The sequence below is a fragment of the Lysobacter sp. yr284 genome, assembly GCF_900107375.1.
In the GTDB taxonomy this organism is placed as follows: domain Bacteria; phylum Pseudomonadota; class Gammaproteobacteria; order Xanthomonadales; family Xanthomonadaceae; genus Lysobacter.
In genome coordinates, this window is the sequence record NZ_FNPT01000016.1 from 72,387 (window position 1) to 91,876 (window position 19,490).

Annotated in this window: 17 protein-coding genes and 1 pseudogene; 13 read left to right on the forward strand and 5 right to left on the reverse strand. The window is 71.3% G+C overall.

The window, feature by feature from the left end:
- The first annotated feature begins 60 nt into the window (after positions 1 to 60).
- From BLV01_RS19350 to BLV01_RS19385, 8 genes and pseudogenes are all read left to right on the forward strand, one after another.
- On the forward strand, positions 61 to 2,349 hold the full coding sequence (locus BLV01_RS19350) for a peptidoglycan-binding protein (protein WP_091803776.1): 2,289 nt from the start codon (positions 61 to 63) through the stop codon (positions 2,347 to 2,349).
- Positions 2,350 to 2,612: 263 nt separating this feature from the next.
- Complete coding sequence (locus BLV01_RS19355) at positions 2,613 to 3,122, forward strand: YcxB family protein (protein ID WP_139178879.1); 510 nt, start codon at positions 2,613 to 2,615, stop codon at positions 3,120 to 3,122.
- The gene (locus BLV01_RS19360) at positions 3,122 to 3,610 is read left to right on the forward strand and encodes a GNAT family N-acetyltransferase (RefSeq protein ID WP_217633545.1); all 489 of its coding nucleotides are present in this window, start codon (positions 3,122 to 3,124) and stop codon (positions 3,608 to 3,610) included. Before BLV01_RS19355 ends, BLV01_RS19360 begins: the two co-directional genes overlap by 1 nt.
- Positions 3,600 to 3,896, forward strand: coding sequence for a cytoplasmic protein (locus BLV01_RS19365; RefSeq protein ID WP_091803782.1), 297 nt, complete (start codon positions 3,600 to 3,602; stop codon positions 3,894 to 3,896). Before BLV01_RS19360 ends, BLV01_RS19365 begins: the two co-directional genes overlap by 11 nt.
- Positions 3,897 to 3,909: 13 nt before the next feature.
- Complete coding sequence (locus BLV01_RS19370; RefSeq protein ID WP_091803785.1) at positions 3,910 to 4,350, forward strand: hypothetical protein; 441 nt, start codon at positions 3,910 to 3,912, stop codon at positions 4,348 to 4,350.
- Between the two features lie 241 nt (positions 4,351 to 4,591).
- Positions 4,592 to 5,746, forward strand: a pseudogene (gene mltB / locus BLV01_RS19375) (lytic murein transglycosylase B); the annotation flags it as partial.
- A 68-nt stretch (positions 5,747 to 5,814) separates the two neighbouring features.
- A complete protein-coding gene (locus tag BLV01_RS27140; protein ID WP_091803791.1) occupies positions 5,815 to 7,467 on the forward strand; it encodes a septal ring lytic transglycosylase RlpA family protein in 1,653 nt (550 codons plus the stop codon).
- A gap of 243 nt (positions 7,468 to 7,710) precedes the next feature.
- Positions 7,711 to 8,976 (forward strand): D-alanyl-D-alanine carboxypeptidase family protein, encoded by a 1,266-nt coding sequence (locus BLV01_RS19385; RefSeq protein ID WP_254782698.1) that lies wholly within the window; start codon positions 7,711 to 7,713, stop codon positions 8,974 to 8,976.
- A gap of 142 nt (positions 8,977 to 9,118) precedes the next feature.
- Here the strand turns inward: BLV01_RS19385 and BLV01_RS19390 are convergent, their stop codons facing one another.
- The 3 genes from BLV01_RS19390 to BLV01_RS19400 all read right to left on the reverse strand — a co-directional run bounded on the left by BLV01_RS19390 (position 9,119) and on the right by BLV01_RS19400 (position 11,477).
- Complete coding sequence (locus tag BLV01_RS19390; RefSeq protein WP_091803797.1) at positions 9,119 to 10,027, reverse strand: hypothetical protein; 909 nt, start codon at positions 10,025 to 10,027, stop codon at positions 9,119 to 9,121.
- A gap of 164 nt (positions 10,028 to 10,191) precedes the next feature.
- On the reverse strand, positions 10,192 to 10,782 hold the full coding sequence (locus BLV01_RS19395) for an NIF family HAD-type phosphatase (protein WP_217633546.1): 591 nt from the start codon (positions 10,780 to 10,782) through the stop codon (positions 10,192 to 10,194).
- On the reverse strand, positions 10,779 to 11,477 hold the full coding sequence (locus BLV01_RS19400; RefSeq protein WP_091803800.1) for a hypothetical protein: 699 nt from the start codon (positions 11,475 to 11,477) through the stop codon (positions 10,779 to 10,781). The genes BLV01_RS19395 and BLV01_RS19400 overlap by 4 nt, the downstream gene beginning before the upstream one ends.
- Before the next feature lie 230 nt (positions 11,478 to 11,707).
- Here BLV01_RS19400 and BLV01_RS19405 point away from each other — a divergent pair, with 230 nt between their 5' ends.
- The 3 genes from BLV01_RS19405 (at position 11,708) to lipA (ending at position 13,867) form a co-directional block, all read left to right on the forward strand.
- Entirely contained in the window at positions 11,708 to 11,986 is a 279-nt protein-coding gene (locus tag BLV01_RS19405) for a DUF493 family protein (protein ID WP_091803803.1), read from the forward strand.
- Positions 11,983 to 12,669, forward strand: coding sequence for a lipoyl(octanoyl) transferase LipB (lipB, locus tag BLV01_RS19410; protein WP_091803806.1), 687 nt, complete (start codon positions 11,983 to 11,985; stop codon positions 12,667 to 12,669). The genes BLV01_RS19405 and lipB overlap by 4 nt, the downstream gene beginning before the upstream one ends.
- A 160-nt stretch (positions 12,670 to 12,829) precedes the next feature.
- On the forward strand, positions 12,830 to 13,867 hold the full coding sequence (gene lipA / locus BLV01_RS19415; protein ID WP_091803809.1) for a lipoyl synthase: 1,038 nt from the start codon (positions 12,830 to 12,832) through the stop codon (positions 13,865 to 13,867).
- A gap of 154 nt (positions 13,868 to 14,021) precedes the next feature.
- On the opposite strand, the gene BLV01_RS19420 is transcribed toward lipA, so the two are convergent.
- A complete protein-coding gene (locus BLV01_RS19420) occupies positions 14,022 to 14,891 on the reverse strand; it encodes a DUF6973 domain-containing protein (RefSeq protein ID WP_091803812.1) in 870 nt (289 codons plus the stop codon).
- Complete coding sequence (locus tag BLV01_RS19425) at positions 14,888 to 15,232, reverse strand: hypothetical protein (RefSeq protein WP_091803815.1); 345 nt, start codon at positions 15,230 to 15,232, stop codon at positions 14,888 to 14,890. The genes BLV01_RS19420 and BLV01_RS19425 overlap by 4 nt, the downstream gene beginning before the upstream one ends.
- 535 nt (positions 15,233 to 15,767) lie before the next feature.
- Between BLV01_RS19425 and BLV01_RS19430 the strand changes: the two genes are divergently transcribed.
- A complete protein-coding gene (locus BLV01_RS19430; RefSeq protein ID WP_091803820.1) occupies positions 15,768 to 17,981 on the forward strand; it encodes a carboxy terminal-processing peptidase in 2,214 nt (737 codons plus the stop codon).
- A 370-nt stretch (positions 17,982 to 18,351) separates the two neighbouring features.
- Positions 18,352 to 19,251, forward strand: a complete 900-nt coding sequence (locus tag BLV01_RS19435; RefSeq protein WP_091803824.1) for a bifunctional transcriptional activator/DNA repair enzyme AdaA — start codon at positions 18,352 to 18,354, stop codon at positions 19,249 to 19,251.
- The last annotated feature ends 239 nt before the right edge of the window (positions 19,252 to 19,490 follow it).

Below are 19,490 nucleotides of genomic sequence, written 5' to 3' on the forward strand. Positions count from 1 at the left end.
GGCGCGACGCCGGCCCGCATTCAACCACGATCGGACTCACCAAGGATCAGGAGAGCAGTCATGAGCGGTAGATATCGCATGAGCGAAAGCGTCGACCGTCACGGTGGACGCGAGGACGTGCACAGCTTCGAGGACCTGGAAAAGCACCATCCCAGTTCCGGGCGCGAAGACGGGCGCGATTACGAAGTCATCGGCGGCAAGCTCGAGGAAGTCCGCCATCTGTCCGACGGGCGCACCTTCATCAAGAAGGATTTCATCCTGTCGCAGGACACGCCGGGGCCGGTCAACATTCCTGCGCCGGTCGCCGGTTACGTGCACCGTCTCAACGACGGCACCAACACCGTGCAGATCTTCGACCGCCCGTTCGGTGAGCCCGGCGCGGTGCGGCTGGGGCAGGTGCTGCACATGGCCCACGGCTCGACCCTGCCCGAAGGCGCGCGCGTGGAGTACGGCCAGCCGCTGGGGCGCATGGGCGACGTCGGTTCGCCGGGTTCGATCCATGCCCACGTCGAAGTCGAGCGCGGCCAGTTCCAGAACTACGTGCGCGACATCGACAACGGCACGATCCAGCCGGGCACGATTTCGCCGATGCGCGACGGCGTGCTGCGCCGCGGCGAGCAAGGCGCGGAGGTGACCCAGTTGCAGGAAGCGCTGAACCGCAACGGCGCGCAACTGCCGACCAACGGCGTGTACGGCCCGCAGACCGAGGCGGCGGTGTCCGCCTACCAGCGTTCCAAGGGGCTGGAGCCGGTCGACGGCATCGCCGGCCCGCGCACGCTGCAGTCGCTGGGGATCGCGCCGCAGGCGCAGGCTCCGGCGCCCGCGCCCGCGACGCCGGCCGCACCCGCGCCGGCCGCACCGACGCCGACGCCCGCTCCGGCGCCGGCACCCGCGCCAGCCGCGACCACGCCGACGCCGACTCCGGTAACGCCCACGCCCGTACCCGCGCCCACGCCGGCGGCGCCCGCCGCGGCCGCGCCGGCGTTCCGCGACAGTCCGCTCAGCGCGCTGATCTCCGGCGGCGAAGGCGGCTACAACTCCTACAACCGCGGCCGCGCCGGCGACGCCAACGGCGCGCAGATCGACTTCTCGAACCTCACCGTCGGCGAAGTCATGCGCCGCCAGCAACTGCACGAGACCAACCCGGGCCATCGCGACGAGTTGTTCGCGGTCGGCAAGTACCAGATGGTCCCAGGCACGATGCGCGAGACGGTGGATCGGCTCGGCATCGACCCGAGCGCGCGCTTCACCCCGCAGTTGCAGGAGCGCATGTTCGCCGACTATCTGGTCGACGAAAAACGCCCGCAGGTGCGCGCGTTCATCACCGGCGACGGCAATCCGCAGTCGCTGCGCGGCGCGCAGCTGGCGCTGGCGCAGGAGTTCGCCAGCGTCGCCGATCCGAGCACCGGACGCAGTTATCACGACGGCGTGGGCGGCAACAGTTCCTCGATCACCGCGGCGCAGTCCGCGGCGGCGCTGACCCAGATGCGCGAGCGCTACCAGCAGAACCTGCAGAGCGGAATGTCGGCCAACGAGGCGTATCGCGAGGTCTCCACCGGCGACCGCAACAGCGGCTATCCGTCGGTGCTCGGCGGCGCGCTGCGCGAGGGCCGCGGCCGGCCCGACGACGTGCGCGAACTGCAGGCCGCGCTGAACCGCAACGGCGCGCAATTGCCGGTCACCGGGACCTTCGACGCACCGACCACCGACGCGCTCAAGGCCTTCCAGCGCGCGCGCGGGCTCGACGACGACGGCATCGCCGGCGCCAAGAGCCTGACCGCGCTCGGCATCGGCCAGCCCGTCCCGGCCCAGACCCAGACTCAAACCCAGCCGGCGCCGGCGCCGGCGCGCGAGCAGCCGCAGGGGGTTGCGCCGACGCCGGCTCCCGCTGCGCCGGGCGCCACGCCGGTCGCGCCGACGCCGCAGACCCGCGGCGCGGTCGAGCCCACGCCGATCCGCCCGGCCGCGCCGCTGCTGTCGGACGCCGCCCATCCCGACAACGGCATGTACCGCCAGGCCGTCGCCGGGCTGGAGAAGCTCGGCCCGCAGGCCGGCTTCGGCGGCGACCGCGACAAGCTCGAGCGCGCCGCGGCGACGATGGTCTACGAGGCCAAGGTGAGCGGCTTCAACAAGATCGACCATGTCGTCGCCAGCGCCGACGGCCAGCGTTTGTTCGCGGTGCAGGGCGAACTGCAGGACCCCAGCCACCGCCGCGTCGTCGCCGACAAGGCCCAGGCCGTGGGCCAGTCGGTCGAACAGACCACGCAGGCGCTGGCCCAGGACGTGCCGGCCGCCGCGCCGTTGCGCCAGGATCCGCAGCAGACCCAGGCCAAGGCCATGGCGCAGTAATGCCCGGCCGCGCGCCGCGCCGTCCTTCGCGGACGGCGCGGCGGCGCAGCTGCGGTGCGGCGCGCATCGGGCCGCCGCGGTTCCGGCCGATGCCGGCCACCACGTACACTCGCCAGCGCAGGCGGCGCGGACCGCGCCCGCCCGCGCATCGCCGTGCGCTCGCGCCGCCCCTGCCGGCGTCGCCTGAGCGCCGGCCTTTTCCCGCACGGGCGCGGGCGCCTGCCGCCGCCCCGAACGTTTTCGCCTTTCGCCGACCGTATTCGATGCCATCTGCCCAGGACATCCGCTGTTCGTTCGTCTTCACCCCCTGGGAACGCGTCCGCCTCGCCGCGGCGCTGACCTTCCAGCGCAAGCTGTTCCTGGCATTCGCGCTGGCGTGGCCGGCGGTCGGCCTGATCCTGGCGATCCTGGCCCTGGCCGGCGGCGTGCCGGTCGGCGCGCCGCTGTGGCGCATGATCGGGCTGTGCATCGTGTTCATCCCGACCTTGCTGGCGCTCAGCGCCGCGGCCGGTTTCCTGGTCCGGCGCGGGCCGCAGGAGCCGTTCAACTACGTCTTCGACCCCGCCGGCGTGCATGTGTCCACCTCGGCGTTCGCCCACACCCACCCGTGGTCGGCGATCGTGCGGGTCAAGCGCAGCCAGGGGTTCGTGCTGTTGTTCTTCGCGCCGCGCAAGGCGCACGCGATTCCGCTGCGCGCGCTGGCCTCGCCGCAGGACGGGCAGGCGCTGCTCGCGCTGGCGCAGGCGGCCGGCGTGGGCGCGCCGCGGGCCTGATGCGCATCCGCGCGTTGCGGCCGGGCGAAGCGCCGGCGTTGCTGGCGATCTTCCGCGCCGCCGTGCGCGTGACCGCCGCGCGCGACTACGCGCCGGAGCAGATCCAGGCCTGGTCGCCGGCCCAGTGGCCGCCGGCGCAATGCGAGCGGTGGATCGAGCGCGTGCGCGCGCTGCATCCGTTCGTGGCCGAAGTCGATGGCGTCGCCGCCGGCTACGCCGACCTGCAGGAGGACGGCTTAATCGATCATTTCTACGTATCGCCGGACTACGCCCGCCGCGGCGTCGGCGCCGCGCTGATGGCCCACCTGCTCGCGCTGGCGCGCGAACGCGGGCTGGTCGCGGTGCATTCGAACGTCAGCCGCAGCGCGCAGCCGTTCTTCGCCCGCTTCGGGTTCGACGTCGTGGCCCAGCAGCGGCCGCTAGTGCGCGGGATCGAGGTGCCGAATGCGCGGATGCGCGCGCTGTTGGGCGGCCGCGATGACCATTGATATCGACCGCGCCCACCGGCACAGCGCGAACCATCGCGCCCAGCTGCTCGCCAGCGAGCGCTGCGGCTGTTTCTTCTGCTTGGCGATGTTTTCGCCGCAGGCTGTGGTCGAGTGGATCGACGCGCCGGCGGATGCGGCCGCCGACGCGAATGACGACGAGGTCGGCGTCACCGCCTTGTGTCCGGCCTGCGGCATCGACGCGGTGATCGGCTCGGCCTCGGGCTTTGCGATCGAACGCGCGTTCCTGCAGGCGATGCAAGCGCGTTGGTTCGCGGCAATGGCGTAGGCGTGCCGGGGCGATGAATCGCACCTTCCTGACCGCCACCGGCACCCTGCGCTACAGCCCGCAACTCGGCCGCGGCGGCCACACCCGCCGCGACGGCGGCAGCACGCTGTGGTGGCTGATCGTGGATTGCGATCCGGAACTGGGGCGCTACCTGCGCCATCAGTTCCTGCTCGGCCACCGGCGCACGCGCCAGTTGCAGAGCCCGCTGTGGGGCGCGCACATCTCGGCGATCCGCGGCGAGCGGCCGCCGCTCGACGCGCTGTGGAAACGTTGGGACGGGGCGACGGTGACGTTCGAATACGACCCGGCGGTGCGCGAGACCGACGGCTTCGTCTGGTGCCCGGTGCGCTGCGAGCGCCTGCTGGCGCTGCGCGAGGAACTGGGGTTGCCGCGCGAGCCGCAGCCGGCGTTGCACCTGACGATCGGCAATACGCGGGTGGGCGGGGTGGAGTGAAGGGGCCGCGTGGGGCTGTGAGCGGAAAGCGTCGGGACTGAAGTCCCTCCCACGAACGCTGGAAGTCCCTTCCGCGCGCGCCGGGGAGGGCGGGTCGGGATCGGCCGAAAAGGCGCCCTCTGTTCATGTTCGCGTGCCGGCCGCAGGCGCCCGCACTCCGCAAACCCTACATGAATAAAATCGGTTAAGTCCCGCAATGCCAAGGTTTTTTGCCTCGCAATCGCGTGCTACTCTCGCGCCGATGACCCGACGCCATACCGCCCGTTGCGCCCTGTTCGGCGCGCTCACGATCGCGTTGGCCGCCTGCGCTACGCAGGCGCCGATCGCGCCCATCGCCTCGGCCCAGGCCGCTGCGCCCCAGGCCCCCGCGGCTCCGGCCCCGGTTCCGGCCAAGCCAGCCACGCCGGTGGTCGGCACGCCCGCGCTGCCCGAGCCGGTGGTGCAGATGCCGCTGGAGCAGGCCCGCGCCCAGTTCGTCGCCAACACCGCGATCCAATACGGCCTGGAGCCGGCCTACGTCGAATCGGTGTTGGCCAAGGCGCAGATCAAGGACGCCATCGTGGCGGCGATGTCGCGGCCGGCCGAAGGCAAGCCGTGGCGCGATTACCGCCCGATCTTCATCACCCAGGCGCGCATCGACGGGGGCAAGGCCTTCCTCGCCGAGCATCGCGCGCAACTGGAGCGGGTGCAGGCGCAGACCGGCGTGCCGGCGGAAATCATCGTCGCCATCGTCGGCGTCGAGACCAGCTTCGGCAAGAACACCGGCAAGTACAACGTGGTCGATGCGCTGTACACGCTCGCCTTCGCCTACCCGCGCAGCGGCGATCCGGCCAAGCTCGATCGCGAGAACCGCCGCGAGGCGTTCTTCCGCGGCGAACTGGGCCAGCTGTTCGCGCTGGGCAAGGAAGAGGGCATCGACATCACCACCCTGACCGGCAGCTACGCCGGCGCGATGGGCTGGGGCCAGTTCATGCCGTCGAGCTACCGCGAGTTCGCGGTGGACGGCGACAACGACGGCAAGCGCAACCTGTTCACCGATCTCGACGACGTGTTCGCCTCGGTCGCCAACTACTTCGTCAAGAAGGGCGGTTGGGTGCGCGGCGGCCCGGTGGTCGCGCGCGCCAGCCGCGATGCGACCGCGCAGGACTTCGTACCGGAGAGCATGGACCCGGTGTACTCGCTGACGGACCTGGCCGCGCGCGGCTACCGTCCGCTGACCCCGGTGGCGCCAGCCGAGACCGCGACGCTGCTGAACCTCGATGGGGTCAACGGCCCCGAATACTGGCTCGGTTTCCGCAACTTCTACGCGATCACCCGCTACAACATCTCCAAGCACTACGGCATGGCGGTGTACCAGTTGGCGGAAGCGATCGCCGGACGGGAGAATCCCTTGGCCACTGCGACCGCCCCCGCTGCGCCAGCCCCCGTGCCGGCGCCCGCCGTCAAACCCCAGGCGCCGCGCCCATGAGCGCGGCCGGCCCGAAGCGGTCGTCGATCGAGGTGATCGCACGGCTGGTCGTCGCCGCGCTGCCGCTGGCCCTCGCGGCCTGCGCCAGCTCCCCGAAGAAATCCAACTCCGAGGCGCTGGCGCTGCCCGACCGCGACCGGGTCCACAGCTCGACCCTGGCCCACGGCGGCGGGCGCAAGAAATCGCCGTACGCGGCGGCCCAGGAAGACCTCAGCAAGCGCGGCAATTACAAGGCCGGCGGCCTGTACGCGCCGGGGGTCAAGGACTCCACGCCGGACTACATCCCCGACGTCGATTCCATTCCCGAGCCCGAGGTGGTCGCCGAGTCGCGTTCGCAGTTCGGCAACCGCTCGCCCTATGTGGTGCTGGGCAAGACCTACAAGGTGCTGGACTCGCACGACGACTACGTCGAGACCGGCACGGCGTCGTACTACGGCCAGAAGTTCCACGGCCGCCGCACGTCCAACCTGGAGGTGTACGACATGTACGCCTTCACCGCCGCGCACAAGTCGCTGCCGCTGCCGAGCTTCGCCCGGGTCACCAACCTGGACAACGGCAAGTCGGTGACGGTGCGGGTCAACGACCGCGGCCCGTTCCACGACGACCGCGTGATCGACCTGAGCTACGCGGCCGCGATCAAGCTCGGCATCACCCAGCGCGGCACCGGCCGGGTCGAGGTGCGCGCGCTGCATCCGGGCGAGGTGCCGCCGCCGGTGTACGCCAGCGCCGCCAACAACCCGCCGCCGGCGCCCGCCGCCGCGCCGGCGAAGACGCCCAGCGCGATGGACCGGTTGGTCTCGGCCATGCCGATCGCCAGCGCCAACGCCGGCGAACTGCCGCCGGGCGTGCGCATCGCCACCGGCAAGCCGACGCCGATGGCCGCGGCCCCCGCCGCGGCGGTCAAGACCACGGTCGCGACCGGCAAGCCGGCGCCGGTCGCCGCGGCCGAACCGGTCAAGACCACGGTGGCCACCGGCCAGCCGGCGCCGGCCAAGACCGTCGCCAGCACCGCTCCGGCGGCCGCGACGGGCAAGCCCGGGCCGCACGACTACCGTTTCGACATGATGCAGAACGGCAAGTCGATGACCGCGGACGAATTCGACGCCTGGATGAAGTCGCGCCAGGTGCGCGTCGCCACCGGCCAGCCGGTCGCGCCGCCGCCGGCGAAGGCGCTGACCAAGGCCGAGAAGCGCGCGCTGGAGAAGCAGCAGCGCGAGCAGCAGAAGCTGCTGGCCAAGCAGCAGAAGGAACAGCAGCGCGCCCTGGCCGAGGCCGAGAAGGCGGCGAAGAAGGCCGGCAAGGCCGCGCCGGCCACCGCCGTCGCGCAGGCCGCATTGCCGGCGCCGCCGGCCGCGCCGCCGCCGCCGAGCCCGGCCAAGGCCGCCGCGGTGGTCGCCGCCGCCACCCCGTCCGCGGGCGATGTGACCTTGCAGGTGGCGAGTTTCTCCGCCCGCAGCAACGCCGACCGCGCCCTGGGCATGCTGCGCGGGGCCGGCATTTCCGCGGCCCGGCTGCTCGACGGCAGCTCCGCCAGCGGCCAGAAGATCTGGCGGCTGCGGGTCGGCCCGCTGCAGGCCGATGCCGCGCCGGAACTTGCGGCCCGCATCGTCGGTCTGGGCTTCGGCCAGCCGCAGCGCGTACGCGACTGAGCGCGGCGCAAGCGGGGCGGGGCGGCCGGCAACGGAGGCGCCCGGCCCGCGCCGACTGAACCCGCCCTGCCGGCCGAACCGGCCGGCGGCTGCAAGCGCCGCGCATCTCAGGCACGATGCACGGCTCGCGGACCGCAGCAGGAAGGCACGGTCCGGCCATTTTCGACGGTGGCCGCCAGGACGGCGGCGCCGACCGCCACGCCTTGCGGCCGGCACGGTACCGGTCCCGGAGACAGTTCAACGATGAGTTCCCGTTTCACGCGAATGGCCACCCCGCGCGCGGCCGCCTTCGCCGCGCTGGCCTCGGCCTTCCTCGCCACCGCCGTCGCCGGCCTGGCTTCGGCCCAGGCGCCCGCGGCCAAGCCCGCCGCCGCTGCCGCCACCCCGGCCGCCGCGCAGCCGCCCGCCAGCGATTCGCTGCCGGTCCCGCCGCCGCCGCAGATCGCCGGTACCGCCTGGGTGCTGATGGACGCCGCCAGCGGCAACATCCTGGCCAGCAACAACCCCGACCTGCGGGTCGAGCCGGCCAGCATCACCAAGGTCATGACCAGCTACGTGATCGCCGCCGAAATGGCCGGCGGCAAGGTCAAGGACACCGACCAGGTGATGATGACCGAGAACGCCTGGCGCAAGGGCGGCGCGGCCACCGACGGCAGCTACTCCGGCTTCGCGGTCAACCAGACCGCGCCGCTGGTGGAGATGGAGAAGGGCATGGTGGTGCAGTCCGGCAACGACGCCGCGATCGCCCTGGCCGAGCACGTCGCCGGCAGCGAGGACGCCTTCGCCGCGCTGATGAACCAGTACGCCGCGCGCATCGGCCTGAAGAACAGCCACTTCATGAACCCGCACGGGCTGTCGCAGGAGAACCACTACTCCACCGCGCACGACCTGGCCCTGCTCGGGCGCGCGCTGATCCACGACTTCCCGACCGCGTACTCGTACAACAAGATCAAGGAGCTCAAGGTCGGGCCGATCACCCAGCCCAACCGCAACCTGCTGCTGTGGCGCGATTCCTCGGTCGACGGCATCAAGACCGGCCACCACTCCAAGGCCGGCTACTGCCTGATGGCCTCGGCCCAGCGCGGCGACCAGCGCCTGATCTCGGTGGTGATGGGCTCGACCTCCGAAGCCCAGCGCGCCAGCGACAGCCAAGCCCTGCTCAACTGGGGCTTCCGCTTCTTCGAGACCCACAAGCTCTACGACGCCGGCAAGGCCGTCGCCAGGCAGAAGGTGTGGAAGGGGCAGAGCGCCGAAGTGCAGCTCGGCGTCGCCGAGCCGCTGCTGGTGACCGTGCCGCGCGGCAAGTACCCGCAACTCAAGCCGAGCATGGACGTGCCCAAGACCCTGGTCGCGCCGATCAACAAGGGCCAGGCCATCGGCACGGTCAAGGTCATGCTCGACGGCAAGGTGGTCTCGCAGCGCCCGCTGGTGGCGCTGGCCGCGGTCGAGCAGGGCGGCTTCTTCAAGCGGCTGTGGGACGAGTTCTGGATGTGGTGGGAGTCGGACTGAGTTTCGCGTCCCCCGCGATGAAAAAGGCCGGCGCTCGCCGGCCTTTTTTGTTCTTGTGGGAGGGCCTTCAGGCCCGATGCTCTTGTCTGCGATCGCCGCGACCCGAAAGCAAAGCCTCAGGCCCGAAGGCCCCCAGCCGCGCTCAGCGCTTGGCCGCCGGCAGCTTGGCCAGCATCGCGCCGCGGAACTTCGTCGCCAGCGCATGGAACCCGGCCTCGGTCGGATGCATCTCGTCGAACCACTGCTCCGGCCCGGTCAGGGTGCCGCGCAGGTCGACGTAGTCGAACACCGCGGCGAAGCGCGCATCGGCCTTGAGCGCGCGCAGCACGTGCCGCTCGAAACCGTCGATGAGCATGCGCCCGAACGCCGGCCGCTCGGCCTCGACGATGCCCTGGACGTACGGCCCGATCCACGGCCCCACGCTCTTCTTGAGCAGCGCCGCGACCCCGATGTTGCCCGGCGTCAGCGCGCCGGCGCGGCCGATCAGCAGCGGGTAGTCGTAGCTGTGCGCCAGCACCGGCACGCCCGGCCGCGCCGCGATCGCCGCCTGCAGGAACAGCGCGTAGGCCTTGCGCACGGTCTCGTACTTGCCGCTGTCGAGCACGAGCTGGAACGCCGCCTGCGCGCTCAGGCCGTTGCGGTTGCCGAGGGTGCGCTTGAGGAAGCCCTCGACGAAGTCGTTGCCGCCGGCGCTGAGCAGGATCAGGTCGAATTCGAAATTCGAATACCAGCCGATCAGGTCGTCGATGTTGTCGCGCACGAACATCGAGCGCTTGGGATTATCGGGATTGCGCGCAGCGTGGTCGCCGCTGTGTTCGGCGCGGAAGAACAGCCCGCCGCGGCCGAGCAGCGGCACCCCGCGCTCCTCGTCCTGCGGCGCGGGCGAGACGATCCAGTCGAGCAGGTTCATCGCCAGCGGCGTGGAGAACCACGAATCGCCCTCGCAGAAAATCACCGGCGTGTTCGCCAGCGCGCCGCGGCGCTTGAGCTGCTGGTAGAGCGCGCGGAACTGGCCGCGCAGGGGCAGGGCGACGGATTGGCTGGCGGGCATGGCCGGGGTCCGGGAGCGTTGTGAATGCCAATTTACTGCGCATTGTGCGCAAAAATTGAGACTGGCCGGTTGCCGCGCGGCTCCCCGCAGGCGCCCAGGACGGCGGCCTGCGCCCGCGCGGTCGCGGCGTCGCTGTGGTTTCGCGCTCGCGGCGCGCGCCGCTGCTACAGCCGCCCGGGGCCGCTGCCGGCGATTCGCTCGCGCCAGCGCCGCTTCTCGATCGTGCGCACGTTCGCCGCGCCGGCCAGGGTGTCCAGGTACGCGGCCAGCCGCGGCAACTCGTCGTCGTGCGGGTCTTGCCCCAGGTATTCGCCCACGCACACCAGGTTGCCGTAGTTCTGCGTGTGTTTGCTCGGGGTGTCGTCGATGGCGACCAGCCGTTCCAGCCGGTAGCCGTGGGTCTTGAGTTTCTGCAGCCGCTTGCGCTCGAGGTAGGCGCCGGTGGTCCAGTCGCGGCTCAGCGAACAGCGCTCGCTCGCCCACAGGAAGCGCAGCGCCTGCGGCGGGAACAGCTCGGCGCAGACGGCTTCGGCGTAGCGCCGGCCCGAGGACGTCCACACGCCGACGTCGTAGCGCGCCAGCACGTGGTCGAGGAAGGCCTGCAGGTGCGGGCGGCGGTAGACGTGGTAGCCGACGGCGCGGAAGTCGGCGGCGCGGTCGAGTTCGACGTCGCTGGCGTAGATCAGGGTCTCGTCCAGGTCCAGCATCAGCGTCAACCGGTCGCCGCTGGGCGGGGCGGGCCGGTCGCCGGTCACGGCGCGGGCGTCGGCGCGGCCGCCGGCGCCAGCGCCCGCACCTGCCGCCACAGCCCGTCCAGCAGCGGCCAGGCGTTGCGGTCGCAGGCGCGGTCGCGGGCGTAGTAGCGGCCGTCGATGCAGGCTTCGACGAAGGCCTGACGCAGGCGGTGGCGGTCGGCGCAGAACACCGAACTGCGCTGCGGCGCGGCCCACAGCTCCGGCGCGCCCAGCGCTTCGCGCAGCGGCGCCAGCGCGGCCAGCGGCAGTTCGCGTTCGGCGCCGGCGGCGCCGGGGCCGAGCGTGCGCAGGCGGGCGCGTTCGCCGTCCAGGCGCAGGTCCAGCCGCCAGGTCGTGCGGTCCGGGCCGCCGACCAGCACCCGGTAGCGCTGCTGGATCGGCGCGTCGTCCGCGTCCGCCGGCGCCGGCGGACGGGCGAAGTCGGGCGGCAGGCGCTCGCTCTCGACCTCGTCGGCGCCGCAACTGGCGGCCAGCGGCGGCTCGCCGGCGGGGGCGAACTGCGCGGACTTGCGCAGCAGTTCGCGGATGTCCGGCCCGGTCGCTTCCATCGGCTGCGGCGGCAGCGCGATCCAGCCCTCGTGCTCGGGCTTGCGCAGGGCCGGCACCGCCACCGCCAGCACCGCCGCGAACAGCAGCAGGGCGAGCAGGCCGGGGGCCTTGAGGCGGATCGAATGCTGGCGGTCGCGCGGACCCATCGTGGCCTGACTGCGGAACGGGAGCCCCACGTTAACGTTTGTCGCGCCGTTTCGGCAGGGCGCAGGCGCAACCGCGCGCGAGGCGCCGCCGTGCCGAATCTGGCGGCTGCGGCCGGGCCCGCCGCCGCGGCCGCGCGCCTGCCCGCGCCGCGCCCGCGTTCCACCAGCGCAATGCCGCCGTCCCGCGGCCGCGCTTGGGTTGCCCTGCGCGCGGACCCATAATGGCGGCCATGGACATTCATTCCGACAATCCCGATCACGGCTTCCAGTTCCCCGGCACCTTCGAGCTCAGCGCGATGGGCGCCGCCGACGCCGGCCTGGAGCGCGAGCTGCCCAGGCGCCTGCTCGAAGCCGGGATCGACGTGGAAGCCGAGACCATCCAGTGGAAGCACTCCTCGACCGGCAAGTACGTGTCGATCCGGCTCAGCTTCCGCGCCGTCGACCGCGCCCAGTACGACCTGGCCCACCAGGTGCTGCGCGACCATCCGGAAGTGAAGTGGACGCTGTGATCGACGTCGTCGCCGAGGTCCTCGGCGGCCCGGCGGCACCGCCGCGCGCGCAGCTGCGCGACCTCGGCCGGCAACCCTACGAACCGGTATGGCGGGCGATGCAGGCCTTCACCGATGCCCGCGACGCCGACACGCCCGACGAGCTGTGGCTGGTCGAGCACGACCCGGTGTTCACCCTCGGCCAGGCCGGCAAGGACGAGCACGTGCTGATGCCGGGCGACATCCCGGTGATCCACGTCGACCGCGGCGGCCAGGTGACCTACCACGGGCCCGGCCAGATCGTGCTGTATCCGCTGCTGGACCTGCGCCGGCTCAAGGTCGGCGTGCGCGAGTACGTGGACCGGATCGAGCAGGCCACGATCGACACCCTGGCCGAGTGGAACATCGAAGGCGCGCGCCGCGACGGCGCCCCGGGCATCTATGTGGCCGGGGCCAAGGTCATGGCCCTGGGCATCCGCGTGCGCCGCGGCTGCAGCTTCCACGGGCTGGCGTTCAACATCGCGATGGACCTGTCGCCGTACCAGCGCATCAACCCCTGCGGTTACCAGGGGCTGCAGGTGACCTCGGTGCTAGACTTGGGCGGCCCCTCGGGCATGGACCAGGTCAAGCCGGTGCTGGTGGCGAACATCGCGCGCCAGTTCGGTTTGAGCGTCGAGGATGCGGCGCCGCTGGACTTCCGCTGACCGATTTGCCTCCTCCCGCTTGCGGGAGAAGTTGCCCGAAGGGCGGATGAGGGCACGCGAATCCGCCGGGCGCCGCGAAACCGCAGGCCGCCGAAGCCCTCACCCCGGCCCTCTCCCGCAAGCGGGAGGGGGAGTCCAACGAATCAGAGTCGAAGCACACATGAGCGACACCGCGTCCAAGACCATCCCGCTGACCGTCGTCGGTGCGGCCGACCCGGTCGCGAATCCGGCGGTGCTGCAGTCCACGACCATGACCCCGGGCGCCAAGCAGATCGGCGGCGACAAGATCAACCGCTCGCCGGTGCAGTTCGCCGACGCGCCGGTGTTGCGCAAGCCCTCGTGGATCCGCGTGCGCATCCCCTCGGGCAACTCGGTCGCCCAGCTCAAGGCCAAGCTGCGCGAGAACCGCCTGGTGACCGTATGCGAGGAAGCCAGCTGCCCGAACATCCACGAGTGCTTCGGCCACGGCACCGCGACCTTCATGATCCTCGGCGAGGTCTGCACTCGCCGATGCTCGTTCTGCGACGTCGCCCACGGCCGGCCCAAGCCGCCGGATCCGCAGGAGCCGGTCAACCTGGCCAACACCGTCGCCGACATGGGCCTGAAGTACGTGGTGGTCACCAGCGTCGACCGCGACGACCTGCGCGACGGCGGCGCCCAGCATTTCGTCGACTGCATCGCCGCGATCCGCGCGCAGAGCCCGCGCACCAAGATCGAAGTGCTGACCCCCGACTTCCGCGGCAAGGGCCGCATGGAACGCGCGCTGGAGATCCTCGCGAACAACCCGCCGGACGTGTTCAACCACAACGTCGAGACGGTGCCGGACCTGTACGCCAACGTGCGCCCGGGCGCCGACTACCAGTGGTCGCTGACCCTGCTGCAGAAGTTCAAGGCCCAGCACCCGAACGTGGCGACCAAGTCCGGCATCATGCTCGGCCTGGGCGAGACCATGGAGCAGGTGCAGGCGACGCTGCGCGACCTGCGCGCGCACGACGTGGACATGATCACCATCGGCCAGTACCTGCAGCCGACCCCGCACCACCACCCGGTGCTGCGCTACTGGACGCCGGACGAGTTCAAGGAACTCGAGGTCTACGGCATGTCGCTGGGCTTCACCCACGTCGCCTCGGGCCCGCTGGTGCGTTCCTCGTACCACGCCGACCGCCAGGCCATCGACGCCGGGTTCGCGGTGGCCTAAGCCGGGCGCCGCGGTCGCCGGCGGGCGAGGGCGGAGCGCCGGCTCCGCCGCGGGATCCGCCGCCGCGCGCCGCGGTCCGCCATGACGAAAAAGCCGACGCGGATGCGTCGGCTTTTTCGTTTCCCGGCCGTGGCGACAGCGCCGATGCTCGGCGTCAGCGTCCGCCGTACTGCTGGCTCGGCTGCTGCTGTTGTTGCTGCTGTTGCTTCTGCTCGTAGGCCTCGGCGCGGTTGTGCGAATCCAACTGCTGCACCGTGCCGCCCATGTCCGCCGCCGGCTTGCCCGCATCGACCTGGGCGCGGAAGCCCGGGGTGCTGCCGGCGATGAAGATCTGGCCGTCCTGTAGCGCGACCTTGCCGATGTCGGCGGGCTCGTGCATGCCGCCGCGCTTGGCCGCCAGCACCGCCTCGGCGACCTTTTCGTCGCTGACCTGGGCCGGCAGGCCCGAGCGCAGCTTGTCGTACATGTCGCGGTCGGGGTGATCCTTGGGAAACGGAATGCGCGGATGGTCGAGCGCGTGGCTGACGTCGCGGTTGACCTTGGCGACGTCCTCCTTGGTCATCAGCTCGCGCTCGGGATCGCCGTCCGGCCGCTTCAGGCGCGGGTCGTCGGCATAGAGCTGGCCGATGCGCTTGTCGTCGAGGCCGGTGATCAAGGTGCCGTTTTTGACCGCCTCGTAGCAGCGCTTGGCCAGGTCGTCCTTGCCCGAGGCCTCGTCGCCCAGGCGCCGGCCGACCTCGTTGTTCCACAGGTCCATGCGGTGTTCGCGCGGATCGTTGGGGTGCTTGGGGCCGATCTCGTTGTCGTCGCCGTAGCTGCGCGAGATCCATTGCTGGCCCGCCGCCAGCTGGGTGGTGCGGCCGCTGGTGTAAGCGTGGCGGAACGCGTCGAGGGCATCGTTGTGGCCCTGTCCGGCGAAGCTGCCGTCGGGCCGCCGCGCCAGTTTCTCGCCGCTGAGTTGCTCGTAATAGCGGTAGGCGTCCTGTTCGATCCCGCGCTTGAGGTCGCTCATCGGATTGTTCATGGCGTCGCCGCTCCGTCGGCGAGCTGGAATTCCACGGTGTCCTTGTAGCCGGGGTATTTCTTCTTCAGCACCAGCTTGTCCTGGCGGCCGATGCAGCGCTCGGCCGGCGAACGCGCGACGTAGGGCTCGGCGACGAAGTAGTCCTCATAGCCGAAGCGGAAGACCTTCTCGGCGCCGCCGCCGCTGAACTTGAGTTCGAGCTGGTCCTCGCGCTCGAAGCACAGCTGCTGCCAGTCGAAATCGGTCAGCGCGGCGGCGTCGACCACGGCCGAGTCGCGGCCTTGCAGCAGCTGGGCGACCTGTTGGGTGAAGTAATGCTGGGCGTCGTCGGTACGGGACATGGGGCATCCGCTCAGTAGGCAGGTGGAAAGGGCGGCGAACAGGGCGAGGCGGGTCAGGCGCATGGCGGGGTCGGCGCGGTTGGGATCGGTACGCGCCCGGACGGGAACGGCGCGGGCGGGAAAGAGGCGCGGATCGCGCCGGCGCGGCGCGCGCGGCCGGGCGTGGATGCGTCCGCGCGACGGCGGGCGCAGGCGGATGGGTCCGGTTCCATGGGGACTCCACGTGCGGGTGGGCGACAGGCCGGGCGCAAGCGCCGCGCGGCCATTCCTTTGCTCGGCGCCAACATAGTCCAGCCCGGTTGGGGCGGCAAGCCCGGGCGGCGCGAGCGGGCGCAACGCCGCGCCGGGCCTGGCTTCGCGCGGTCCGCGGCGGGGGCCGCCGGGCAATCTGAACCGGATTCACCCGTGCAACACGCATTTGCGCCGGCTCGCGTGACAGGGCAGGCAACTTTCGGCACTGTGGGCTTGTCCAACGCCGCATCATCCTCCCGCAGCACCCGACAAATCCGGCTCCCCCAGCCGGGAAGACTCCGCGATGACTCCCAAGAACACGCGTGCCCTGACCCTGTTCGCAGGCCTGCTGCTCACCGCCCCGCTGGCGCTGCTGGCCCGGCCCGACGGCGCCGCCGCCGCGGCCGCCGGCTCGACCCTGCCCAGCGCGCCCACCGCCAACCAGGCGACCGCGGCCAAGCTGGTCTACGGCCTGCTCTCCGACAGCCGCTACGCCTACCGGCCGCGCGCGCTCGACGATGCGCTGTCGGCCGACATGTACAAGCGCTACCTCGAATCGCTCGACCCGAACAAGCAGTTCTTCACCGCCGCCGACATCGGCCGCTTCGACGCGTACAAGAACCAGCTCGACGACGCGATCAAGAGCGGCGACCTGACCCCGGCGTATTCGATCTTCGCCACCTACCGCCAGCGCGTGGACGAGCGCGTCGCCTATGCGCGCGGCCTGCTCAAGCAGAACGCCAACTTCGACTTCGGCGGCAGCGAGCGCTACGACTACGACCGCAAGGAAGCGCCCTGGGTCGGCGACGCCGCCGCGCTCGACGTGCTGTGGAAGCAGTCGGTGCGCAACGACTGGCTGCGCCTGAAGCTGGCCGGCAAGAAGCCCGACGACATCGCCAAGACGCTCGACAAGCGCTACGCCAACATGGGCAAGAGCATCGGCGAGCTCAAGGGCGAGGACGTGTTCCAGACCTTCGTCAACAGCTACGCCAACGCGATCGACCCGCACACCGACTACCTCACCCCGAAGTCGGCCGACAACTTCAACATGACCATGTCGCTGTCGCTCGACGGCATCGGCGCGCAGCTGCAGAAGCAGGACGACGTGGTCGCGATCCGCGAAGTCATCCCCGGCGGCCCGGCCGCGCGCAGCAACCTGGTCAAGCCCGGCGACCGCATCGTCGGCGTCGGCCAGGGCGACAGCGGGCAGATGGAGGACGTGATCGGCTGGCGCATCGACGACGTCGTCGCCAAGATCCGCGGCCCCAAGGGCAGCAAGGTGCGCCTGGACGTGATCCCGGCCGAAGCCGGCCAGGACAGCAAGCCCAACCGCATCGTGCTGGTGCGCGACAAGGTGCGCCTGGAAGAACAGGCGGCCAAGTCGGAAATCATCGACATCCCCGCCGCCGGCGACGCTCCGGCCAAGCGCATCGGCGTGATCAAGCTGCCGGGCTTCTACCAGGACTTCGAAGGCCGCCGCAAGAACGCCAACGATTACGCCTCGGCGACCCGCGACGTGGCCAAGCTGCTGGTCAAGCTGCGCGCCGACAAGGTCGACGGCGTGGTCCTGGACCTGCGCAACAACGGCGGCGGTTCGCTCAACGAAGCCATCGAGCTCACCGGTCTGTTCATCGACCGCGGCCCGGTGGTGCAGGTGCGCGAATCCGGCGGCCGGGTCAGCGTCGAGGGCGACAGCGACAACGGCATCGCCTGGGAAGGCCCGCTGGCGGTCCTGATCAACCGCGGCTCGGCCTCGGCCTCGGAAATCTTCGCCGGCGCGATCCAGGACTACGGCCGCGGCCTGGTCATCGGCGAGACCAGCTTCGGCAAGGGCACGGTGCAAAACCTGGTCGACCTCGACCGCTGGCCGGCCAACGAGGGCGCGCGCTTCGGCCAGGTCAAGCTGACCATCGCTCAGTTCTTCCGCGTCAGCGGCGGCTCGACCCAGAACAAGGGCGTGGTGCCCGACCTCGCGTTCCCGGTGTCGGTGGACGCGACCGAGTACGGCGAGAGCACCTACGACAACGCCCTGCCGTGGACCAAGATCGCCTCGGTGCAGCACACCAGCTACGGCAACTTCGCGCCGTTGCTGCCGAAGCTGGAAACCCTGCACAGCGCGCGCATCGCCGGCGACAAGGAATTCCAGTGGTGGTCGCAGGACGTGGCGCAGTTCCGCGAGGAGCGCGCCAAGAAGTGGATCTCGCTCAACGAGGCCGACCGCCGCGCCGAGCGCGACCGCGAAGACGCCAAGCGCAAGCAGCGCCAGGAAGAGCGCAAGACGCTCGGCCTGGCCCTGGACCCGCTGGCCGACGACGCCACCGACGACGGCCTGGCCTCGTCGGAACGCGACATCGTCAAGGACGCGGCGCGCGAGAAGCTGGCCGACAAGCGTCCGGACCCGCTGCTGCGCGAATCGGCCTCGATCCTGGCCGACGCGGTGCGCCTGCTCAACAACGACCGCCAGCTGTCGGCGCAGGTGCTGCCGACCGCGACCCGGCCGGGGCATTGGGCCGACTGAACCTGCCGGGTTTCACGCAACACCGAAAGCGCGCCCAATGGCGCGCTTTCTTTTTGGCGGCGGCGAACGCTGAGGGGCATTCCTGCGGGAGCGGTGTCTCACGGGATTTGTTTCGGCGACTGCACTGCTTCGGTCTTGCGTCGTGGGCCGGATGTCGTGGTCGCGGCTTGCGCCGCTCCTACAGGGGCTGCGGATGCGGCAACCGCAGTTGCCGCGACGCTGCGGCCCCTCCCTGCAGGAGCGGCGCGAGCCGCGACCGCGTAGGCCCGCTCTCGCGCCGAAAGCCCGTCCACCGACGCCTTCGACAACAAAATCCGACCCACGCAAGATGCGGATAGCGACCCCGCGCGCACCGGCCTAGTCTTGCCCCATGAACGCCAAAACCCCCTCGCGCAAGTCCGGTCCCGGTTCCGCCGATCAGGCGGTGGCCGGCGCTTCGTCCAACCCCGTCCCCGTCCCCGGCGACAAGCTCGAACGCGCCCGGCAGTTGCTCGACGGCGGCGAACTCTCGCTGACCGAGCTGTCGGCCGCGGTCGGCCTGAGCGCCTCGCACCTGCAGCGCCGCTTCAGCGCGCGCTTCGGCTTGAGCCCGGCCGAGTACCTGGCCCAGCGCAAGCTCGGCAGCCTGCGCAGCGCGCTGCGCGAGGGCAACGACGTCAGCGCGGCGTTGTACGACGCCGGCTACGGCTCGCCCTCGCGCGTGTACGAGGCCGGCGCCGCGCGCCTGGGCATGACGCCGGCGCGCTACCGCAGCGGCGGCGCCGGCGAGCAGATCCGCTGGAGCGTGACCCGCACCGCGCTCGGCCTGGCGCTGGTGGCGACGACGACGCGCGGCATCTGCATGATCGAACTCGGCGACGATGCGGCGGCGCTGGAGGCGCGGCTGGGCGAGGAGTTCCCGCGTGCGGCGCTGGAACGGGTGGACGCCGGCCGCGACGAGTTCCTGGCGCCGCGGGTGCAGGCGGTGGCCGACACCCTCGGCGGCGGCGCGGGCGAGGTGCCGGTCGATCTGATCGGCACCGCATTCCAGAAGAAGGTCTGGGACGCACTGATGAAGATCCCGCCGGGGCAGACCCGCAGCTACGAAGAGGTGGCGCGGCAGATCGGCTCGCCGCGCGGCGCGCGCGCGGTGGCGCAGGCGTGCGCGAACAACAAGGTGGCGGTGGTGGTGCCGTGCCATCGGGTGGTGCGCGGCGATGGGTCGCTGGGCGGGTATCGCTGGGGGCTGCCGCTGAAGGAGACGTTGCTGCGGCGCGAACGGGCGGCTTGAGGTTGCCGCGTCGTGGGCGCTGCGGGCGCGGCGCGAGCCGCGACCATCGGTATGCGGCGCGAGATCGGACCATCGCGGTCGCGGCTTGCGCCGCTCCTACAGGGGCGGGTGTGGAAGATCGCGATCGGGGAGGAAAGCGTCGGGCCTGAAGGCCCTCCCACAACAGCCTTCCCGCGGCAGCCGCCGCCTCAACAAGCGTTTGTGGCAGGACCTTCAGGCTCTTATGGCGGACCTCCAGG

Excerpts from the sequence above, each read along its gene's own strand:
- BLV01_RS19350 (WP_091803776.1), top strand. The coding sequence starts at position 61 with ATGAGCGGTAGATATCGCATGAGCGAAAGCGTCGACCGTCACGGTGGA.
- BLV01_RS19355 (WP_139178879.1), top strand. The coding sequence starts at position 2,613 with ATGCCATCTGCCCAGGACATCCGCTGTTCGTTCGTCTTCACCCCCTGG.
- BLV01_RS19360 (WP_217633545.1), top strand. The coding sequence starts at position 3,122 with ATGCGCATCCGCGCGTTGCGGCCGGGCGAAGCGCCGGCGTTGCTGGCG.
- BLV01_RS19365 (WP_091803782.1), top strand. The coding sequence starts at position 3,600 with ATGACCATTGATATCGACCGCGCCCACCGGCACAGCGCGAACCATCGC.
- BLV01_RS19370 (WP_091803785.1), top strand. The coding sequence starts at position 3,910 with ATGAATCGCACCTTCCTGACCGCCACCGGCACCCTGCGCTACAGCCCG.
- BLV01_RS27140 (WP_091803791.1), top strand. The coding sequence starts at position 5,815 with ATGAGCGCGGCCGGCCCGAAGCGGTCGTCGATCGAGGTGATCGCACGG.
- BLV01_RS19385 (WP_254782698.1), top strand. The coding sequence starts at position 7,711 with ATGAGTTCCCGTTTCACGCGAATGGCCACCCCGCGCGCGGCCGCCTTC.
- BLV01_RS19390 (WP_091803797.1), bottom strand. The coding sequence starts at position 10,027 with ATGCCCGCCAGCCAATCCGTCGCCCTGCCCCTGCGCGGCCAGTTCCGC.
- BLV01_RS19400 (WP_091803800.1), bottom strand. The coding sequence starts at position 11,477 with ATGGGTCCGCGCGACCGCCAGCATTCGATCCGCCTCAAGGCCCCCGGC.
- BLV01_RS19405 (WP_091803803.1), top strand. The coding sequence starts at position 11,708 with ATGGACATTCATTCCGACAATCCCGATCACGGCTTCCAGTTCCCCGGC.
- lipA (WP_091803809.1), top strand. The coding sequence starts at position 12,830 with ATGAGCGACACCGCGTCCAAGACCATCCCGCTGACCGTCGTCGGTGCG.
- BLV01_RS19420 (WP_091803812.1), bottom strand. The coding sequence starts at position 14,891 with ATGAACAATCCGATGAGCGACCTCAAGCGCGGGATCGAACAGGACGCC.
- BLV01_RS19425 (WP_091803815.1), bottom strand. The coding sequence starts at position 15,232 with ATGTCCCGTACCGACGACGCCCAGCATTACTTCACCCAACAGGTCGCC.
- BLV01_RS19430 (WP_091803820.1), top strand. The coding sequence starts at position 15,768 with ATGACTCCCAAGAACACGCGTGCCCTGACCCTGTTCGCAGGCCTGCTG.
- BLV01_RS19435 (WP_091803824.1), top strand. The coding sequence starts at position 18,352 with ATGAACGCCAAAACCCCCTCGCGCAAGTCCGGTCCCGGTTCCGCCGAT.